This is a genomic window from Streptococcus sanguinis, assembly GCF_050222175.1.
In the GTDB taxonomy this organism is placed as follows: Bacteria; Bacillota; Bacilli; order Lactobacillales; family Streptococcaceae; genus Streptococcus; species Streptococcus sanguinis_M.
This window is the reverse complement of record NZ_CP071420.1, coordinates 1911787-1930500: the sequence shown is the minus strand read 5'-3', so window position 1 is coordinate 1930500 and position 18714 is coordinate 1911787. Positions and strand designations below refer to the sequence as shown.

Annotated in this window: 16 protein-coding genes; 12 read left to right on the top strand and 4 right to left on the bottom strand. The window is 45.3% G+C overall.

Features of this window, described 5'->3' with window-relative positions; translation table 11 throughout:
* Positions 1-6: 6 nt before the first annotated feature.
* Together J1C91_RS09490 and rpsR are read left to right on the top strand one after the other, a co-directional pair.
* Complete coding sequence (locus J1C91_RS09490; protein WP_002896496.1) at positions 7-501, top strand: single-stranded DNA-binding protein; 495 nt, start codon at positions 7-9, stop codon at positions 499-501.
* Positions 502-537: 36 nt separating this feature from the next.
* Complete coding sequence (rpsR, locus tag J1C91_RS09485) at positions 538-777, top strand: 30S ribosomal protein S18 (protein WP_000068664.1); 240 nt, start codon at positions 538-540, stop codon at positions 775-777.
* Positions 778-878: 101 nt separating this feature from the next.
* Here the strand turns inward: rpsR and J1C91_RS09480 are convergent, their stop codons facing one another.
* Together J1C91_RS09480 and J1C91_RS09475 are read right to left on the bottom strand one after the other, a co-directional pair.
* Positions 879-1550: a DUF1129 domain-containing protein gene (locus tag J1C91_RS09480; RefSeq protein WP_002910572.1), complete on the bottom strand. Its 672-nt coding sequence runs from the start codon at positions 1548-1550 to the stop codon at positions 879-881.
* A gap of 18 nt (positions 1551-1568) precedes the next feature.
* The gene (locus J1C91_RS09475) at positions 1569-2513 is read right to left on the bottom strand and encodes a magnesium transporter CorA family protein (RefSeq protein ID WP_032912532.1); all 945 of its coding nucleotides are present in this window, start codon (positions 2511-2513) and stop codon (positions 1569-1571) included.
* A 127-nt stretch (positions 2514-2640) separates the two neighbouring features.
* Between J1C91_RS09475 and uvrA the strand changes: the two genes are divergently transcribed.
* From uvrA to J1C91_RS09445, 6 genes are all read left to right on the top strand, one after another.
* On the top strand, positions 2641-5472 hold the full coding sequence (gene uvrA, locus J1C91_RS09470; protein ID WP_002910570.1) for an excinuclease ABC subunit UvrA: 2832 nt from the start codon (positions 2641-2643) through the stop codon (positions 5470-5472).
* Positions 5473-5624: 152 nt separating this feature from the next.
* Positions 5625-6686 carry a M24 family metallopeptidase gene (locus tag J1C91_RS09465; protein ID WP_125438408.1) on the top strand — a complete coding sequence of 354 codons (1062 nt, stop codon included), beginning with the start codon at positions 5625-5627 and terminating at the stop codon, positions 6684-6686.
* Positions 6687-6747: 61 nt separating this feature from the next.
* Positions 6748-7308, top strand: coding sequence for an elongation factor P (gene efp / locus J1C91_RS09460; RefSeq protein ID WP_002910568.1), 561 nt, complete (start codon positions 6748-6750; stop codon positions 7306-7308).
* A 19-nt stretch (positions 7309-7327) separates the two neighbouring features.
* The gene (locus tag J1C91_RS09455) at positions 7328-7717 is read left to right on the top strand and encodes an Asp23/Gls24 family envelope stress response protein (protein WP_002896484.1); all 390 of its coding nucleotides are present in this window, start codon (positions 7328-7330) and stop codon (positions 7715-7717) included.
* Complete coding sequence (nusB, locus tag J1C91_RS09450) at positions 7710-8141, top strand: transcription antitermination factor NusB (RefSeq protein WP_002919615.1); 432 nt, start codon at positions 7710-7712, stop codon at positions 8139-8141. Before J1C91_RS09455 ends, nusB begins: the two co-directional genes overlap by 8 nt.
* A 234-nt stretch (positions 8142-8375) precedes the next feature.
* Positions 8376-12074 (top strand): pullulanase, encoded by a 3699-nt coding sequence (locus tag J1C91_RS09445; protein ID WP_125438405.1) that lies wholly within the window; start codon positions 8376-8378, stop codon positions 12072-12074.
* A gap of 95 nt (positions 12075-12169) precedes the next feature.
* Here J1C91_RS09445 and J1C91_RS09440 read toward each other — a convergent pair whose 3' ends face one another.
* Entirely contained in the window at positions 12170-13135 is a 966-nt protein-coding gene (locus tag J1C91_RS09440) for a LacI family DNA-binding transcriptional regulator (RefSeq protein WP_002910565.1), read from the bottom strand.
* Positions 13116-14570 carry a sucrose-6-phosphate hydrolase gene (locus J1C91_RS09435; RefSeq protein WP_002910564.1) on the bottom strand — a complete coding sequence of 485 codons (1455 nt, stop codon included), beginning with the start codon at positions 14568-14570 and terminating at the stop codon, positions 13116-13118. Before J1C91_RS09435 ends, J1C91_RS09440 begins: the two co-directional genes overlap by 20 nt.
* Positions 14571-14767: 197 nt before the next feature.
* On the opposite strand from J1C91_RS09435, the gene J1C91_RS09430 reads away from it, so the two are divergent.
* From J1C91_RS09430 to J1C91_RS09415, 4 genes are all read left to right on the top strand, one after another.
* Positions 14768-16780 (top strand): sucrose-specific PTS transporter subunit IIBC, encoded by a 2013-nt coding sequence (locus J1C91_RS09430; RefSeq protein ID WP_032912531.1) that lies wholly within the window; start codon positions 14768-14770, stop codon positions 16778-16780.
* A gap of 159 nt (positions 16781-16939) precedes the next feature.
* A complete protein-coding gene (gene scrK / locus J1C91_RS09425; protein WP_002907200.1) occupies positions 16940-17839 on the top strand; it encodes a fructokinase ScrK in 900 nt (299 codons plus the stop codon).
* Between the two features lie 46 nt (positions 17840-17885).
* On the top strand, positions 17886-18296 hold the full coding sequence (locus J1C91_RS09420) for a peptide deformylase (protein WP_002910562.1): 411 nt from the start codon (positions 17886-17888) through the stop codon (positions 18294-18296).
* A 78-nt stretch (positions 18297-18374) separates the two neighbouring features.
* Positions 18375-18710, top strand: coding sequence for a hypothetical protein (locus tag J1C91_RS09415; RefSeq protein WP_002903845.1), 336 nt, complete (start codon positions 18375-18377; stop codon positions 18708-18710).
* Positions 18711-18714: the final 4 nt, after the last annotated feature.

The window sequence follows — 18714 nt, the reverse complement described above, 5'->3', positions numbered from 1 at the left end:
TAGACTATGATTAATAACGTTGTACTGGTGGGTCGCATGACCCGTGATGCCGAGCTTCGCTATACACCGCAGAACCAAGCGGTCGCAACATTTACTCTGGCTGTCAATCGCAACTTTAAAAATCAAAGTGGCGAGCGAGAAGCAGACTTTATCAATGTTGTCATTTGGCGCCAGCAGGCAGAAAATCTTGCAAACTGGGCTAAAAAAGGAGCCCTAATCGGAATTACAGGCCGTATTCAAACGCGTAACTACGAGAATCAGCAAGGCCAGCGTGTCTATGTCACAGAAGTTGTTGCGGACAATTTCCAACTCTTGGAAAGCCGCTCTAATCGTGAAGGTCAGTCATCTGGCGGTTACGGTGGAAACAGCTTTGGCGGCAGCTCTGCTCCAAGTTATGGCAGTGCAGACTCGTCTAACCAAGTACCGAACTTTTCTCGTGATGAGAGCCCATTTGGCAATTCAAACCCAATGGATATCTCAGACGACGATCTACCTTTCTAAGGATCGAATCTAACTATAATATAAAGGAGAAAACACATGGCTCAACAACGTCGTGGCGGATTCAAACGCCGTAAAAAAGTTGATTACATCGCAGCGAACAAAATTGAATATGTTGATTACAAAGATACTGAGCTTCTTAGCCGTTTCGTTTCAGAACGTGGGAAAATCCTTCCTCGTCGCGTAACAGGAACTTCAGCTAAAAACCAACGTAAAGTAACAACAGCTATCAAACGCGCTCGCGTAATGGCTTTGATGCCTTTCGTAAATGAAGACTAATTAGATTCCCTGCCTCGGCAGGGATTTTTTAGATAATAGAAGAATTGTATAATAAAAAGACAGTTTGATTTGAACTGTCTTTTTAAGTATTTAAAGATTTCTTATCTCGTTGGTCCCATAGTCGCGCTCTTGATGTTGAAGCGTTTTTTGAGATAGAAGCGCAGGGCTAGGGTAATAGCACCGACAATAGCAACTACGATATTGGACAGGCGGGGGTTTAGGAATTCAGGCAGGAGACTGGTCAGGACGATGGACATGCTCCAGAGGAGAATAGCCGCTGCCATGGTAAGGATGGATTTGAGCAGCTTAGGGCGCTGACTGCGGTCCTTATCTGGTCCGTAGAAACGGTAGATAAAGTGGTAGAGGGCATAGAAAGAAAGGCCGCCGACGATGCTTCCAAGAACGAGAGTCGTCAGTCCATAGACAGATGGCTGAGAGGAAGCCAGATTGACGATTGAGGTAAGGAGGGTAAAGAAACCAAAGATAAAGAGGACAGAGTCCAGCATCATCCATTTAGGATCGTCATTTTCCTTTGGATGATCGGCATCATAGCGCTCTTTTGCGGTCAGAGAAGCTGCCCAAGTGGTTGGGGCTCCGTAGAGGCCGCGAGCTGTGATTCCCTTGGTTTGATTTTCCAGGATTTCCGGCAGAATGCCTTCTAATATGGTCTGGATTTCCTGATCAGATTTGCCGTCTTGTAAGAGCTGGTTAGTCGCGATATGGATAAATTCTTTGTTTTTTTTGCTGAGTTTGTCGAGGGATACTTGTGACATAGGCGTTCTTTCTAAAGGTTAAAATAGTTTTTTGTGCATGAGATAGGCCATGACCGAAGCACTCATGGCAAAGGCGATGAACATGATAATCCAGAAGGCATGTGGTTCACCGTTGAGAGGCAGTTCGTTATTTTTGAAGTTCATCCCATAGGCCGAGAAAATCATGGTCGGAATCGACATGACAATGGTCACCAGAGCCAAGGCTTTCATGATATTGTTCTGGTTATTAGAAATGATAGAGGCAAAGGTCTCAGTCATACTGTGGAGGATGTTGCCGTAGATATCAGCCATCTCAATGGCCTGCTGGGTCTCAATCAAGGTATCTTCCAGCAAGTCCTCGTCTTCCAGATATTTCTTGATATTACTAGTAGAGCTGGTCAGCTTCTTAATCACGCGCTCATTTGTCTTAAGGGAGGCCTTGAAATAGACGATGGTCTTTTCCAACTCCATGAGCTCAATCAGTTCTTCATTTCGCGTGGACTTGTGCAGTTGACTTTCAATCTGCTCACTCTTGCGGTCAATGGAGCGCAGGGCTGTCAGATACAGCTCGGCATTGTGGTAGAGAATCTGAAAGATGAAACGTGACTTCATAAAAGTATAGAAGTTGCGCAGGCGCCTATGAATGAAGATGTCCAGCAGAGGTAATTTTTCCAAACAAGTGGTAATAATAGCCTCTTCCGTGATGATAATACCAAGGGGGATCGTGACATAGTAAGTCTGGTTATTCCGCTCCTCAGTGATGGGCACGTCAACGATGATCAGTGTATACTCATCCTCGATCGTAAGTCGGGACATTTCTTCTGCATCGAGCGGTGCTCGCAGGTCGGCGATGTCAATACCAAAGGCGTTGGCGATTTCAATTGATTCACTCTGGGAAGGGTTGACAAGATTGATCCAGGTGCCCGATTCGAGCGAATCAATCTCTTTGAATTCTGTCGTAGTAGATAAAAAGACTTGCTTCATAATCATTTTCCTTTCCAGAGTTTTTTTGCATACCGTACTATTATACTACAAATTCGGGTTTTTGGGGCAAAAGTTTGCAGAAAAATTTGTTATAATGGAGAAGGTTTATAAGTGAAACGAGGTCAAAATGCAAGATAAAATTGTGATTCATGGAGCGCGAGCTCATAATTTAAAAAATATTGATGTAGAAATTCCGCGGGACAAGCTAGTCGTGGTGACGGGGCTGTCCGGTTCGGGCAAGTCCAGCCTAGCTTTTGATACCCTCTATGCTGAGGGGCAGCGCCGCTATGTGGAGAGTCTGTCGGCCTATGCTCGGCAGTTTTTGGGCAATATGGAAAAGCCGGATGTGGACTCGATTGATGGTCTCAGCCCGGCTATTTCCATCGACCAGAAGACGACCAGTAAGAATCCGCGCTCAACAGTGGGAACTGCAACCGAAATCAATGACTACCTGCGCCTGCTCTATGCTCGTGTTGGAACGCCATACTGTATCAACGGTCATGGAGCTATTACAGCTTCGTCTGTTGAGCAGATTGTTGACAAGGTCTTGGAATTGCCAGAGCGTCAGCGGCTGCAGATATTAGCCCCGGTCATCCGCAAGAAAAAGGGCCAGCATAAGACCGTTTTTGATAAGATTCAGAAGGACGGTTATGTCCGTGTGCGCGTGGATGGCGATATTTACGATGTGACGGAAGTGCCAGAGCTTTCTAAGAGCAAGCAGCATGATATTGAGGTCGTAGTAGACAGAATTGTTATCAAGGAAGGGGTGCGCAGCCGCCTCTTTGACTCGGTCGAAGCTGCTCTGCGGATTGCTGAGGGCTATGTGGTGATTGATACTATGGACGGCCAAGAGCTTCTCTTTTCTGAGCATTATGCCTGTCCAGTCTGTGGCTTTACAGTCCCAGAACTAGAGCCACGACTCTTCTCTTTCAATGCGCCCTTTGGCTCCTGCCCGGACTGTGATGGTCTGGGAGTTAAGCTGGAGGTGGATCTAGATGTGGTTGTGCCAGAAGCTGGCAAGACCTTGCGCGAAGGAGCACTAGCGCCTTGGAATCCCATCTCCTCCAACTACTATCCACAGATGCTGGAGCAGGCCATGGCAGCCTTTGGTATTGATATGGACAAGCCATTTGAGGAGCTGACGGAGGAAGAAAAGCAGCTGATTTTCTTCGGCTCAGATGGGCGAGAGTTCCATTTCCACTATGAAAATGAATTTGGCGGTGTGCGCGATATTGATATTCCTTTTGAGGGGGTTGTCACCAATATCAACCGTCGCTACCATGAGACCAATAGTGATTTTACTCGGACGCAGATGCGGGCTTATATGAATGAGCTGACTTGTGCGGCTTGTCATGGTTATCGACTCAGCCCTCAGGCCTTGTCTGTCAAGGTTGGTGGCGAAGATGGCTTGCATATCGGTGAGATTTCAGACTTGTCCATCGCAGATCATTTGGTCCAGTTGGACAAGCTTAGCTTGACTGAAAATGAAGCTACGATTGCGCGCCCTATTCTCAAAGAAATTCACGACCGCCTGACCTTCCTCAATAACGTTGGCCTCAATTACCTGACTTTGTCTCGCTCGGCAGGAACTCTATCAGGAGGCGAGAGCCAGCGGATTCGCTTGGCGACTCAGATTGGTTCTAACTTGAGTGGGGTCCTCTATATCCTGGACGAGCCCTCTATTGGCTTGCACCAGCGTGACAATGACCGCCTAATTGCCAGCCTCAAGAAGATGCGTGACCTGGGCAATACTCTCATCGTGGTTGAGCATGATGAGGATACCATGCGAGAGGCTGACTGGCTGATTGATGTGGGACCAGGAGCTGGTGTTTTCGGCGGTGAAATCGTCGCAGCCGGCACTCCTGCACAAGTGGCTAAGAGCAAGAAATCCATCACAGGCCAATACCTGTCAGGTAAGCGCGAGATCCCAGTACCATTGGAACGCCGTGTAGGCAATGGCCGCTTTATCGAAGTGACAGGTGCTCAGGAAAATAACCTGCAGAATATCACGGCCAGATTCCCCTTGGGCAAATTCATCGCTGTGACAGGAGTTTCTGGGTCTGGCAAGTCAACACTGGTCAACTCTATTCTTAAAAAAGCCATCGCCCAAAAACTCAACCGCAACTCTGCTAAGCCAGGTAAGTTCAAGAAAATCAGCGGCATTGAGCATGTGGACAGACTGATTGATATTGACCAAAGTCCGATTGGTCGGACACCGCGCTCTAATCCGGCCACTTATACTGGAGTCTTTGACGATATTCGCGATCTGTTTGCCAAGACCAATGAAGCCAAGATTCGCGGCTACAAGAAGGGCCGTTTCAGCTTTAACGTCAAGGGCGGTCGCTGTGAGGCCTGCTCGGGTGATGGGATTATCAAGATTGAGATGCACTTCCTGCCTGACGTCTATGTGGCCTGCGAGGTCTGTCACGGCACTCGCTATAATAGCGAAACTCTGGAAGTCCACTACAAGGAGAAGAATATCGCTCAGGTTCTGGACATGACGGTCAATGATGCGGTAGAGTTCTTCCAGCACATTCCCAAGATTGCCCGCAAACTCCAGACTATCAAGGATGTGGGACTAGGCTATGTGACTCTAGGGCAGCCAGCCACAACCTTGTCAGGTGGTGAAGCTCAGCGGATGAAACTGGCCAGCGAACTTCACAAGCGCTCGACTGGTAAGTCCTTCTATATCTTGGATGAGCCGACCACGGGTCTGCATTCTGAAGATATTGCCAAGCTCCTTCAAGTGCTATCACGCTTTGTGGACGATGGCAATACAGTCCTCGTTATCGAGCACAATTTGGATGTTATCAAGACAGCTGACCATATCATTGATTTGGGACCGGAAGGCGGTGTCGGTGGCGGTACGATTATTGCGACGGGGACACCGGAAGAAGTCGCAGCTAATCCAGCCAGCTATACCGGTCAATATTTGAAAGGCAAGCTGCACGTAAAATAATTCATCAAATCCCTGTTTGATATTAAAAACAGGGATTTTTCATGTCAGAGAATGCTCGTTGGATTCTAATTCCTGGATAAGGTTTGTCAAAAAATGTCCTATTTGACTGGTTTTTTGATATAATAAGCTTAGTTATTTCACGGAGGTGCCTCATGTTATCAAGAGTTGAAAAGTTTGAAGCAGCATTGGCTCAGACAGACTGCGATGCTGTTTTAGTAACCAATCTGAAAAATATTTACTACCTGACTGGTTTCAGCGGGACAGAAGCGACAGTTTTCATCAGCAAAACACGTCGGATTTTCCTGACGGATGCGCGCTATACACTGATTGCCAAGGGAGTAGTCCAAGGTTTTGATATTGTCGAAACCCGCGACGCGATTAGAGAGATTGTCAAGATTATTGCGGATGACAAGCTGCAAAAAATCGGTTTTGACGATGAAATTTCCTATGCCTACTTCAAAATGCTGGAAAGTGTCTTCTCGGCCTACGAACTAGTTCCCATGACGGGCTTTATTGAAAATCTGCGCATGATTAAGGATGCTCAGGAAATCGCGACCATTCGCAAGGCCTGTCAGATTTCTGATCAAGCCTTCCTAGATGTACTGGACTTTATCAAGCCTGGTGAGACAACAGAGCTGGCTGTTATGAACTTTTTAGATGCCCGTATGCGCCAGCTAGGTGCTTCAGGTGCCTCTTTTGACTTCATCATCGCTTCGGGTTACCGCTCTGCTATGCCGCATGGTGTGGCTAGTGACAAGGTCATTCAAAAAGGGGAAACCCTGACCATGGACTTTGGCTGCTACTACAATCACTATGTCAGTGATATGACGCGGACTGTTCATGTGGGGCAGGTGACGGATGAGGAGCGGGAGATTTATGATATTGTCCTGCGCAGCAATCAAGCCCTGATAAAAGCAGCCAAGGCTGGGCTTAGCCGAATTGATTTTGACCGGATTCCGCGCCAGATTATTAACGATGCTGGTTACGGTCCTTACTTTAGCCATGGGATTGGCCACGGTATCGGTCTAGACATCCATGAGATTCCTTACTTTGGCAAGTCAGAAAAGCCGATTGAGGCGGGCATGGTCCTGACTGATGAGCCGGGTATTTATCTGGACGGCAAATACGGCGTCCGCATCGAAGACGATCTCCTCATCACAGAAACAGGCTGCGAAGTCCTAACTCTTGCGCCGAAAGAGTTGATTGTTATTTGAGAATTATCAGGCTTTATGATAGAATAAGTAGAAATATAATTTTAAAAAGAGGTAATATAGAATGATTGAAGCAAGTAAGCTGAAAGCTGGAATGACCTTCGAAACAGCTGATGGAAAACTCATCCGCGTTTTGGAAGCGAGCCACCACAAGCCAGGTAAGGGAAATACGATTATGCGTATGAAGCTGCGCGATGTTCGTACTGGCTCTACCTTTGATACCAGCTACCGTCCAGAAGAAAAATTTGAACAAGCCATTATTGAAACTGTTCCAGCTCAATACTTGTACAAAATGGATGACACTGCTTATTTCATGAATACTGAGACTTATGATCAATATGAAATCCCAGTAGTCAATGTAGAAGAAGAATTGAAATTCATCCTTGAAAACTCTGATGTGAAAATCCAGTTCTACGGAACAGAAGTGATTGGTGTGACAGTACCAACAACAGTTGAATTGGTCGTGACTGATACTCAGCCATCTATCAAGGGAGCTACTGTTACCGGATCTGGTAAGCCAGCTACACTGGAGACAGGTCTTGTTGTCAACGTACCAGACTTCATCGAAGTTGGACAAAAATTAATTATCAATACTGCAGAAGGAACTTACGTTTCTCGCGCATAATATAGAAGAGGTAATAACTATGGCAGCTGAACAATTAGGTGAAATCGTCATTGCGCCACGTGTTTTGGAAAAAATCATTGCCATTGCAACAGCAAAGGTAGAAGGTGTTTATTCCTTCGCAAATAAGAGTATGTCAGACAGTCTTTCTATGCGCTCACTCGGTCGCGGAGTGTCACTTCATACCGATGAGACAGGTGATGTGACTGTGGACATCTACCTGTATTTGGAATACGGTGTCAGCGTTCCGACTGTTGCAGTAGCGATTCAGAAGGCTGTAAAAAGCGCTGTTTTTGATATGGCTGAGGTAGAGCTGTCTGCTGTCAATATCCATGTGGCAGGCATTGTTCCAGAAAAGGCACCGAAGCCAGACTTGAAAGATCTATTTGATGAGGACTTCCTCAATGACTGATATACTATTGGAATCCAGAAGAGGTCTGCGCCAGCGGGCTTTTCAGGCCCTGATGAGCCTAGAGTATGAAGGGGATCTTGTGGAAGCTTGTCGCTTTGCCTATTCTTATGATAAGGACGAAGAGGCAGACAAAGTGGCGGAAGCTGATATTCCAGCCTTCCTGCTCAATCTGGTCTCCGGTGTGGTCCAGTCCAAGGACGACTTGGACAAGAAAATTGCCCAGCACCTCAAAAAGGGCTGGACAGTGGATCGTCTGACGCTGGTAGAGAAAAATATCCTGCGTTTGGGTATCTTTGAGATTACAGAGTTTGACACCCCACAGTTGGTAGCAGTCAACGAAGCCATTGAGCTTTCCAAGCAATTCTCTGACGAAAAGTCCAGTAAGTTCATTAATGGGATTTTGAGTCAATTTATCGTTGAATAAGTTGAATAAAATGAAGGTCGAGACAAGTGTCTTGGCTTTTTTTGCTTGTCAATTGTTGTTTGAATCGCAAATAGCTTATCGAATCATCAAAATCCGTACAGAGAGCATGAAGTATCTGAGTGAGAAAAACTCTTATTGAAAGCCTTTACAACTTGAAAAAGAATCGGTATAATAAATACAGAAAACGTTTGCATAGATGTTCTCTATAAGAAAAAATAAAGGAGTTTTCTGTTTATGAAAAATAACGATCACCTACAGTCTCGGATGGGGGAAAAGCGTCATTATTTCGGCATCCGTCGCTTAAAAGTAGGAGTAGCCTCTGTTGTCATTGCCTCAGGATTCCTACTGGGAAATGCCCAATTAGTCCAAGCGGATGAAGCGAGCACATCGGCCAGCCCAGCAACAGAAGCAGTCTCTGATGCAAATGCAGCAGCCCAACCTAATTCAGCAGATGAAGAAAAAACTGGAGAGGCAGATAGTTCAGGAGCGGGGGCTTCAGAGCAGGCTGCTCCAACTGATGTAGTGGCAGATCAAGCTCCAGTTAGTGCAGTTTCAGAAGTAGCTGGTCAAGAAGCTGCAAATCCAAGTGAAAAAGACAAGCATGAAGCAGTTAGTCAGCCGCAAGCTTCAGCGAAAGATGCTATTGAAGAAGGCAATATTCGCTTTCATTTCAAAACCTTACCCTCACAAAATCTAGACAGCTTGGGCCTGTGGACTTGGGATGATGTTGAGACGCCTTCTAGCCAAAAGGGAGCTTGGCCAACCGGAGCGACTAGCTTTGCGACTGCCAAAGAAGATGACTACGGTTATTACCTTGATGTTAAAATGGCTGAGAAAAGAAGCAAAATCAGCCTTTTGATCAACAATACAGCAGGGCAAAATATCACAGGTGACAAGACAGTTGAGCTCCTCAGTCCTCAGATGAATGAGGTTTGGTTTGACACAGACTATCAACCTCATACTTACGAGCCTTTGAAGAAAGGGATGGTTCGAATCAACTACTATCGTACGGATGGCCAGTATGATAAGAAGTCGCTCTGGCTCTGGGGAGATGTTGAAAAACCGAGCAAGAATTGGCCTGACGGAGTGGACTTTGAGAAGACTGGGAAATATGGTCGCTATGTAGATGTTCCCTTGAAAGATGCTGCTAAGATGATTGGCTTTTTGCTTCTAGACGAAAGCAAATCAGGAGATGATGTGAAGATTCAAAATCAGGATTATAATTTCGCTAATTTGGAGAAAAACAGCCAAATTTTCTTGCGTGATGCGGATCCGACAGTTTATACCAACCCTTACTTTGTCAATGATATTCGCATGACGGGAGCCCAGCATATTGGCTTGACCGAGATTGAAGCCAGCTTTTCTACCTTAGAAAATGCCAAAAAAGAGGACATTTTAAAGAACTTAAAGATTACAGACAAAGATGGCAATGAAGTCGCTGTTAAAGATGTGGTTCTGGATCCTAAGACTAAAAGCGCCAAATTCATCGGTGATTTTAACCAAGCTCAGTCACCTTACCTTATCAAATATGGCAATGATCAATTCAAAACCAGCATGAACTGGCAGCTGAAGGATAGTATTTATAAGTATGATGGTGATTTGGGAGCACGTGTTTCTCAAGCGGGCAAACAAGTGGACCTAACCTTCTGGTCACCGAGTGCGGACCAAGTTGATTTGGTAGTCTATGACAAAGAAAATCAGAACAAGGTCGTTGGACGCCTGGCTATGCAGAAGGGTGAGTCTGGCACATGGACTGGCAGCTTGACCCCTGAGAGCGGTCTAGGAATTTCTGACTATCGAGGATATTTCTATCATTATGAAATTAGCCGTGGCGGCAAAAAAGTTCTGGTGCTGGATCCCTATGCCAAGTCTTTAGCTGCTTGGAACAGTGAAGATGGGGACAAGGGGGAAGCTTACAAGATTGCCAAGGCTGCCTTTGTAGATCCAAGTGAATATGGACCGAAAGACCTGACCTATGCTACTATTCCGAACTTTAAGAAGCGGGAAGATGCCTTGATTTATGAGGCACACGTTCGTGATTTTACCTCAGATCCAGCTATTTCAAAGGATTTGAAATCTCAATTTGGAACCTTCTCAGCTTTCATTGAGAAATTGGATTATTTGAAAGACTTGGGAGTGACCCATGTTCAGCTCCTGCCCGTTTTGAGTTATTACTTTGTAAATGAGCTGAAAAATGCTGAGCGCATGGACAAGTACGCTTCCAGCAACAGTAACTACAACTGGGGCTATGACCCGCAAAACTATTTTTCGCTGACAGGTATGTACTCCAGCGCGCCGACAGATCCAGCCAAGCGCATTGAGGAATTCAAAAACCTTGTCAACGAAATTCATAAGCGTGGCATGGGTGTTATCATGGATGTGGTCTATAATCATACGGCTAAGACCTCAATCTTTGAAGATTTGGAGCCCAATTACTACCACTTTATGGATGCGGATGGTACACCGAGATCAAGCTTTGGTGGCGGCCGCTTGGGTACTACTCACTATATGAGCAGACGGGTCTTGGTGGATTCGATCAAGTACCTGACAGAGCAGTACAAGGTAGATGGCTTCCGCTTTGATATGATGGGAGACCACGATGCTGAGTCCATCCAAAAAGCCTTTGAAGAAGCCAAGAAGCTCAACCCAAATCTCATTATGCTGGGTGAGGGCTGGAAGACCTATACAGGTGATGAAAATAAAGCTGTCCAGCCGGCTGACCAATCTTGGATGAAGTCAACAGACACAGTAGCGGTCTTCTCAGATGATATTCGCAACACCTTGAAATCAGGTTATCCAAATGAGGGAACACCAGCCTTTATCACTGGTGGCAAGCGCAGTGTAGAAAATGTCTTCAAAAACATCAAGGCGCAGCCAACCAATTTTGAGGCGGATAGCCCAGGGGATGTGATCCAATACATCGCCGCTCATGATAATCTGACGCTCTTTGATATCATTGCTCAGTCAATCAAGAAAGATCCGGCAGTGGCTGCCAATAATCAAGAGATTCATCGCCGCCTGCGTCTGGGAAATCTGATGATTCTGACTTCGCAAGGAACACCATTTATCCACTCTGGTCAAGAGTACGGCCGGACCAAGCAATTCCGCGATCCTGCCTATAAATATCCTGTCTCAGAAGACAAGGTTCCAAACAAAGCGCATTTGTTGACCAATGAAGACGGCACGCCGTTTGACTATCCATACTTCATTCATGATTCTTATGATTCGAGTGACGCGGTCAACCACTTTGACTGGACCAAGGCGACTGATTCGGAGAAATTCCCTGAAAATGCCAAGAGTCGGGACTATATGAAAGGCTTGATTGCCTTGCGGAAATCAACGGATGCCTTTACCCGTAGTTCCAAAGATGAAGTGGAGCAAAATGTGACCCTCATCACCCAGCCTGACAAGGATGGTGTTGAGAAAGAAGACCTTGTTCTCGGCTACCAAGTAGTTGCGTCGAATGGCGATATTTATGCAGTCTTTGTCAATGCGGACACCAAGGAACGACAATTCAACTTTGGTGAAGCCTACAAGCATCTAGCAGGTGCAGAGGTTGTGGCAGACGGAAATACCGCAGGAGTGACAGCCATTGCTGATCCAGCAGGTGTCACCAGAAACGGCAATGGATTAGCCCTAGCTCCGCTGACAGCGACTATTTTGCGACTTCGAAAAGTTAACCCAGCTCAGGAAGAAAAATCCCAAGCTCCAGCAGCTCAAGAAGAGAAGCTGTCTGCTGCTTCTGTAGCCAATGTTCAGCCTCAGGCTTTATCCTTGGATGCGCAAAAACCTCTGGCTTCAGAAATAAAAGAAGCGAATAACCAAACAGAAAAAACCTTGCCAAAAACGGGAACAAGCACTTCCCTGCTGGCACTTTTAGGTGGCTTCCTTGCTTTCCTGGCCGGTTTGTTAACCTTTAGAAAGAAAGAGTAATAATTGATTATTGCCCTGTGAGAAATTTTTTAGACTATGGCTAAATAAAGACGACTTCCAATAATGGATGTCGTCTTTGCTTGCTTATATCTGTGTTAAACACTCTTACCAGGCAAGAGGCTGACTGGCAGAAAATAGCCAGTCGTTTGGACTTCTTGACCGGCAATTTTTTTGAGGAGTAGGTCTACAGAGAGACGGGCGATATCTTTCAGTGGCTGCTTGATCGTTGCTAGCTGCGGGTAGTAGTTCTCCACAAAGTAGGTGCCATCGTAGCCGATGATTTTCAAATCTTCAGGAATCTGGATGTCCAGCTCCTGAGCGACCTTCATAATTAAAATGGCTGTCAGATCGTCTGATGTAAAAATGCCATCAGGTTTGGTCTGAGTCAGAATTTGCTTAATTTCCATTTCCTTTCGGACGGGAGAAAAATCACTGGAAACATTGATAATCGGTGCGTCCGGCAGGACGGAAGCAAAGCCAGCATGGCGCAGGCCGGTTGGTGAGTTGGAATTGTCATTACCGGTTATCATGATGATGTTTTGAGCTCCAGCCTTGATTAAGGTCTGAGCCGCTAGCACTCCGCCACCATAGTTGTCTGAGGAAACAACTGGGATATCCGGTGAGAGATTCCGGTCAAAGGCAATGATTGGAGCAGTCACGCGATTGTAGTCCTCGATGCCTAGATTGTGGCTGCCAGAAATGATGCCGTCCACCTGATTGGCTTCCAACATCTCAAGGTATTCGCGCTCCTTGTCAGAGTCATGCTCACTATTGCAGATGATGGTTTTATAGCCTTGTTTAAAGAGCTCATGCTCCAACTTGTCAATCAATTCTGCATAAAAGACATTGCTGATATTAGGAAAAATGAGTCCAATTAGCTTGGCCGATTTTCCTTGGAGGCTGCGCGCCAGATTGTTAGGCTTGTAAGCCAACTCTCGCATGGCTGCCTCAACCTTCGAAATCGTTTTGTCGGACAAGTAGCCTTTTCTGTTGATGACGCGGGAAACAGTTGTGGGGCTGACTCCTGCTAGTTTTGCTACATCAGTTAGCTTTGCGACCATAATCTAATTCATAGTAAGTACCGGTTGGATTGCCCGTAGTAATAGCAATACCTGTTTGGTCTTCTCTCGGGAAGACACGGCCGGAAAATACTTTCTCTCCTTTATTGATGAAAATTTCAAAAATCGATTTATCGATGAAGATAGTAGCGCTCGTTGCTTCTTTGTCAATATCACAGCTTCGGCTGGTTCCAAAGTCCAGAGCGAATGGCTCACCCGCTTGACTGCGGTTAACGGTCACTTGACCTGCCTTGAGGTCAAAATTGATGCGTAGGCCCTTGCCATCCTTGTCCGCAAAGAGGACGATTTCATGCTTGGTGTCCGCAGCAAGCTTCAGTTCTAGTTCGTAGCTGTTCTTGCTTTCTGCCAAAGCAGTGAAAGGCTGTTCATCTGTTCGCAAGTTCTTGATAGCAGGCACTGGGTATTGATAGAGTTTTCCGTCTTTCAGACTTAATTCCTTGACGAGGGAGAAGGCACCTTGATGGTCGAAGCGGTCAGATGGGTATTCCACATCAGGCAAGCCCAGCCAGCTGACAGCGAGTGCACGACCGTCAGGCGCGTTAAAGGCTTGGGTCGCGTAGCAGTCGAAGCCATAGTCCAGATTTTGGATAGGACTAGGATTAATCAAAGTAGCGTTACTTGTGTCAAACGATTGACCTATTTTATACATGTTTGGATAAATGTTGCCATAATCTAGTACATCCTTAGACAAGCCTTGAGGGCAATAGAGCAGGATTGGCTGGTCGTTGATAAAGACTAGATTAGGACACTCCATCATATAGGCTGTCTTGTCATTGGCGAAGTCCAAATTGCTGACGACTTCCCAGTTGGTATAGTCGTTATCAACAGCCTTGTAAAGCTTGACATAGCCTTGTTTGTTTAGATTTTGCCCACCGACAATGGCATAGAATTGCCCTTTGTAATTGAAAATCTGTGGATCGCGGAAGTGGTCGGTTGCTTCAGCAGGCTGCTCAATCAAAACCTTGTCAATTTTTTCGAGATTGCCTGATTTGTCTAACAAGGCACCGATTTGATAAGGATGACGCACCCAATTCTCATCACGAACATTGCCAGTGTAGAAGAGAAAGAGCTTGTCGTCAAACTGCATGGCAGAGCCAGAGTAGGCACCGTGGCTGTCCAGAGGAGTATCTGGCAACACCCGAAGGCCAGTTTCCTTGAAGTGGACTAGGTCATCGCTTTCCATCTGGACCCAGCACTTGAGGCCGTGAGCTGCTCCGAAAGGAAAGTTTTGGTAGAAAACTACCCACTTGCCGTCAAAATAAGAAAAGCCATTGGGGTCATTGAGCAGACCAGTCTGAGGCTCCACATGGTAGTTAGCCCGCCAAGGAGATTTAGCGATGTTTTCTTTGATGCGCTGTAGCTCTTCCTGAGTCCAGTCTTCATAGCGTTTGTAGCGTTTTTCAGTCGTCCAAGCCAATCTTTTGTCCTCCGAATCATATTATTTCTTATTACTATAGTAAACGTTTTCCGATGAAAAATCAACATTTAACAGTGAAAAAATATTTTTTCTGCAAAACGCTTGACATATTTTTGAATCATGGTAAAATAATATTCGTAAAGGTGATAAAATCGCTTTCAAAAAAGTTAAAAATATTTATAAGGAGATTTTTGCAAATGAATAATACTGACATTGCAAAAAAAGTCATCGAAGCCCTTGGCGGACGTGAGAATGTAAACAGTGTGGCTCACTGTGCGACTCGCTTGCGCGTGATGGTTAAAGATGAAGGTAAAATCGACAAAAATACTGTCGAAAATCTGGAAAAAGTTCAGGGTGCCTTCTTTAACTCAGGTCAGTACCAGATTATCTTTGGTACCGGTACGGTTAATAAAATCTATGACGAAGTTGTAGCCTTAGGATTGCCAACTTCATCAAAAGATGACATGAAAGCAGAAGCTGCTAAGCAAGGAAACTGGTTCCAACGTGCCATCCGTACATTTGGTGATGTATTTGTACCAATTCTTCCAGCTATTGTTGCGACAGGACTTTTCATGGGAGTTCGTGGAGCAATTGCTCAGGATCAAGTTTTAGCTTTGTTTGGTACTACTGCGGATGCTTTCAAAGCAACTGACTTCTATACTTATACAGTAGTCTTAACTGATACTGCCTTCGCTTTTTTCCCTGCTTTGATTTGCTGGTCGGCTTTTAGAGTTTTTGGCGGAAACCCAATCATTGGTTTGGTTCTTGGTCTAATGATGGTTAACTCAGCACTTCCAAATGCTTGGGAGGTAGCTGGTCAGGCTACTAAATTTGCTGTTGATCCTTCTAAGGACATTTTAGACAAAATTGCTAATATGGATGTTCTAGGAAGTTTGAAATTTACCAGCGAAGTTACAGCAACAAAAGTTCACCCAATTTACTTCTTTGGTTTTATTCCAGTAGTTGGCTACCAAAACTCTGTGCTTCCAGCCTTCTTTGTAGGTTTGTTTGGTGCAAAATTTGAAAAATGGCTGCACAAGAAAATTCCAGATGTTTTGGATCTTCTTCTTGTTCCATTCCTTACTTTCCTTGTCATGTCTATTCTGGGACTCTTTGTGATTGGTCCAGTCTTCCACATTGTAGAGTCATATGTTTTAAATGGAACAGAGTTCCTTCTTAGCCTTCCGTTTGGTCTTGCTGGATTGATTATCGGTGCTGTGCATCAGCTGATTGTCGTAACTGGTGTTCATCACATCTTCAACTTACTAGAATCTCAGTTGGTATCTCAAACTGGGAAAGATCCATTTAATGCGATTATCACTGCTGCTATGACAGCTCAAGCTGGTGCGACTTTGGCTGTAGCTGTGAAGACAAAATCTAAAAAACTCAAGGCTCTTGCTTTCCCAGCAGCACTTTCTGCAGGATTGGGTATTACTGAGCCAGCTATCTTCGGGGTTAACTTGCGCTTTGTTAAACCTTTTGTAATTGGACTGGGTGCTGGTGCCGTTGGTGGTTGGTTAGCTTCTATTATGGGGCTTGCAGGTACAAGTTTCGGTATCACAATTATTCCAGGTACTCTCCTTTACCTGAATGGTCAATTGTTGCAATATATCTTTATGGTTGTTTTGACAACTGGTTTGAGTTTTGTTCTGACTTATATGTTTGGTTACAAAGACGAAGAAACTGCTGAAGAAAAAGCTGAAACTGAAAAACTGGTCGAAGAAGAAATAACTGGTAATGTGCCAGCTGCTCTCCAAGATGAAACGATTATTTCTCCAATTGTTGGTCAGGCAGTTGCTTTGAGCGATGTTGATGATCCTGTTTTCTCTAGCGGAGCGATGGGGCGAGGAATTGCCATCAAGCCTAGTGAGGGTGTGGTTTATGCACCGGCTGATGCTGAAGTGACAATTGCATTCGCGACTGGCCATGCTTATGGTTTGAAGACAGCTAATGGTGCTGAAATTCTGATTCATGTCGGAATCGACACAGTGTCTATGGGCGGCGAAGGTTTTGACCAAAAGGTTGCTCAAGGCGACAAGGTCAAAGCTGGTGACGTCCTGGGAACATTTGAAGCTGAGAAAATTACAGCCGCTGGTCTGGATGATACGACTATGGTCATCGTTACCAACACAGCTGACTACACTTCTGTGACTCCAGTAGCAGAAGGAGCTCTTGCTAAAGGCGACGCAATTATCGAAGTGAAAGCCTAATGGAATTTAGAAAACGAACAAATCAGCTTTTGTTCGTTTTTTATGTCATAAGTACAGTCTTGTTGAAAAAGCTTTAAAAAAACTATTTTTGGCAAGAAGTCTGCAAGAGATATGCTATAATGAATAGAGTAGAAATCAAATATTAAAAGAGGATTTATAATGACAAAATTGTATGGAAGTTTGGAAGCGGGCGGCACTAAGTTTGTCTGTGCTGTAGGTGATGAACGGTTTGAAGTTGTTGAAAAGACACAGTTTCCAACGACCACACCTATTGAAACCCTAGACAAGACGATTGAGTTTTTTTCTCGTTTTGACAATCTAGCTGGTTTGGCTGTTGGATCTTTCGGTCCGATTGATATTGACCCTAACTCAAAGACTTACGGCTTTATCACGACTACACCTAAGCCGCACTGGGCTAATGTGGATATTGTCGGCGCTCTGCGCCGTGCTCTCAATGTGCCCATTTACTTCACGACGGATGTCAATAGTTCAGCTTATGGTGAAGTAGTAGCCCGCAACAATGCTGGTGGCCGTATTGAAAATCTGGTCTATTATACGATTGGGACAGGAATCGGTGCTGGCGCTATCCAGCGAGGCGAATTTGTAGGGGGGACAGGCCACCCAGAGATGGGACATTATTATGTAGCGAAGCACCCTATGGATGTGGAAAAAGAGTTCAATGGCGTTTGTCCTTTCCACAATGGCTGTTTGGAAGGATTGGCGGCTGGGCCAAGCTTAGAGGCACGGACCGGAGTTCGTGGGGAAAACATTAAACTCAATAGTTCTGTCTGGGATATTCAAGCTTACTATATCGCTCAGGCGGCTATTCAGGCGACAGTGACTTTCCGTCCAGATGTCATCGTCTTTGGTGGCGGAGTTATGGCTCAGCAGCACATGCTGGATCGAGTTCGTGAGAAATTCACAGTTCTTCTGAATGGCTATTTGCCAGTTCCTGATGTTCGTGACTATATCGTGACACCGGCTGTGGCTGGAAATGGCTCCGCAACGCTGGGCAACTTTGTACTGGCTAAAGAAGTTAGTGAACGCCACGCAAAATAAGCTTATAGGGTCTGATTTATCAGGCTCTTCTCTATGAGGGAAAGCAATGGAAAAAGCAATTGTCAAAGATATTTTCTTTCTGCAGCAGCTGTCTGAGCGGGCTAGCAGAGAAGACCTTTATCTGGCTCAAGACTTGCAGGATACTCTGCAGGCCAATCGAGAAAACTGTATAGGGCTCGCAGCAAATATGATTGGTGTCCGTAAGCGGGTCATTATCTTTCTATATGGCTTGGTGCCGGTAGTCATGTTTAATCCGGTGCTGCTCTCTAAGTCAGGCCCTTATAAGACAGAAGAGGGCTGCCTGTCCTTGGTTGGAAGCCGTCCCACTCAACGTTATCAGGAAATCACAGTCGATTATCTGGATAAACATTGGCAGCAGCAGACCATGACCTTGAAAGGCCTGCCTGCCCAAATCTGCCAGCATGAATTGGATCATTTGGAAGGGATTATCATTTAGAAAAATTTGACAAAATTGCAAAAAATGTCTAAAATTAGAGATAATTAGCAGAATAATATTGAAGGAGGCAAGATGTAAATGAAAACAAAAACTTTAGCACTGATAAGCGGTCTGGTTGGTTTGATTGGAGGGACTATTTTGCTGCTCTCGAATATCTTTTTTGTTCCTTTTTCAGCCCTACTAGGTGATTCTGGCCTGAATTTACTGGGAGCGGTGATTAAATTGGCAGCTCTGGGCTTGGGAATTACTTCCTTGGCTTATTACAAAGGTCAAATGCGTTTCAGTGTCGCAGCGGGCGTCCTCCTTATCGTCGGAAGCAGCAACATCGCGCCCATTCCATTTATAGGCTGGATTGCAGGCATTCTCCTTATCATTGGAGGGGCTCTATTCCTCGCTTCTTCTTCAAAATTTTAATGCG

Bases quoted from the DNA above. Each gene is read 5' to 3' on its own strand.
- J1C91_RS09480 (WP_002910572.1), bottom strand. From the start codon at position 1,550: ATGTCACAAGTATCCCTCGACAAACTCAGCAAAAAAAACAAAGAATTT.
- J1C91_RS09440 (WP_002910565.1), bottom strand. From the start codon at position 13,135: ATGGTCGCAAAGCTAACTGATGTAGCAAAACTAGCAGGAGTCAGCCCC.
- J1C91_RS09490 (WP_002896496.1), top strand. From the start codon at position 7: ATGATTAATAACGTTGTACTGGTGGGTCGCATGACCCGTGATGCCGAG.
- J1C91_RS09475 (WP_032912532.1), bottom strand. From the start codon at position 2,513: ATGAAGCAAGTCTTTTTATCTACTACGACAGAATTCAAAGAGATTGAT.
- nusB (WP_002919615.1), top strand. From the start codon at position 7,710: ATGACTGATATACTATTGGAATCCAGAAGAGGTCTGCGCCAGCGGGCT.
- efp (WP_002910568.1), top strand. From the start codon at position 6,748: ATGATTGAAGCAAGTAAGCTGAAAGCTGGAATGACCTTCGAAACAGCT.
- J1C91_RS09455 (WP_002896484.1), top strand. From the start codon at position 7,328: ATGGCAGCTGAACAATTAGGTGAAATCGTCATTGCGCCACGTGTTTTG.
- J1C91_RS09430 (WP_032912531.1), top strand. From the start codon at position 14,768: ATGAATAATACTGACATTGCAAAAAAAGTCATCGAAGCCCTTGGCGGA.
- J1C91_RS09420 (WP_002910562.1), top strand. From the start codon at position 17,886: ATGGAAAAAGCAATTGTCAAAGATATTTTCTTTCTGCAGCAGCTGTCT.
- rpsR (WP_000068664.1), top strand. From the start codon at position 538: ATGGCTCAACAACGTCGTGGCGGATTCAAACGCCGTAAAAAAGTTGAT.
- scrK (WP_002907200.1), top strand. From the start codon at position 16,940: ATGACAAAATTGTATGGAAGTTTGGAAGCGGGCGGCACTAAGTTTGTC.
- J1C91_RS09445 (WP_125438405.1), top strand. From the start codon at position 8,376: ATGAAAAATAACGATCACCTACAGTCTCGGATGGGGGAAAAGCGTCAT.
- J1C91_RS09415 (WP_002903845.1), top strand. From the start codon at position 18,375: ATGAAAACAAAAACTTTAGCACTGATAAGCGGTCTGGTTGGTTTGATT.
- J1C91_RS09465 (WP_125438408.1), top strand. From the start codon at position 5,625: ATGTTATCAAGAGTTGAAAAGTTTGAAGCAGCATTGGCTCAGACAGAC.
- uvrA (WP_002910570.1), top strand. From the start codon at position 2,641: ATGCAAGATAAAATTGTGATTCATGGAGCGCGAGCTCATAATTTAAAA.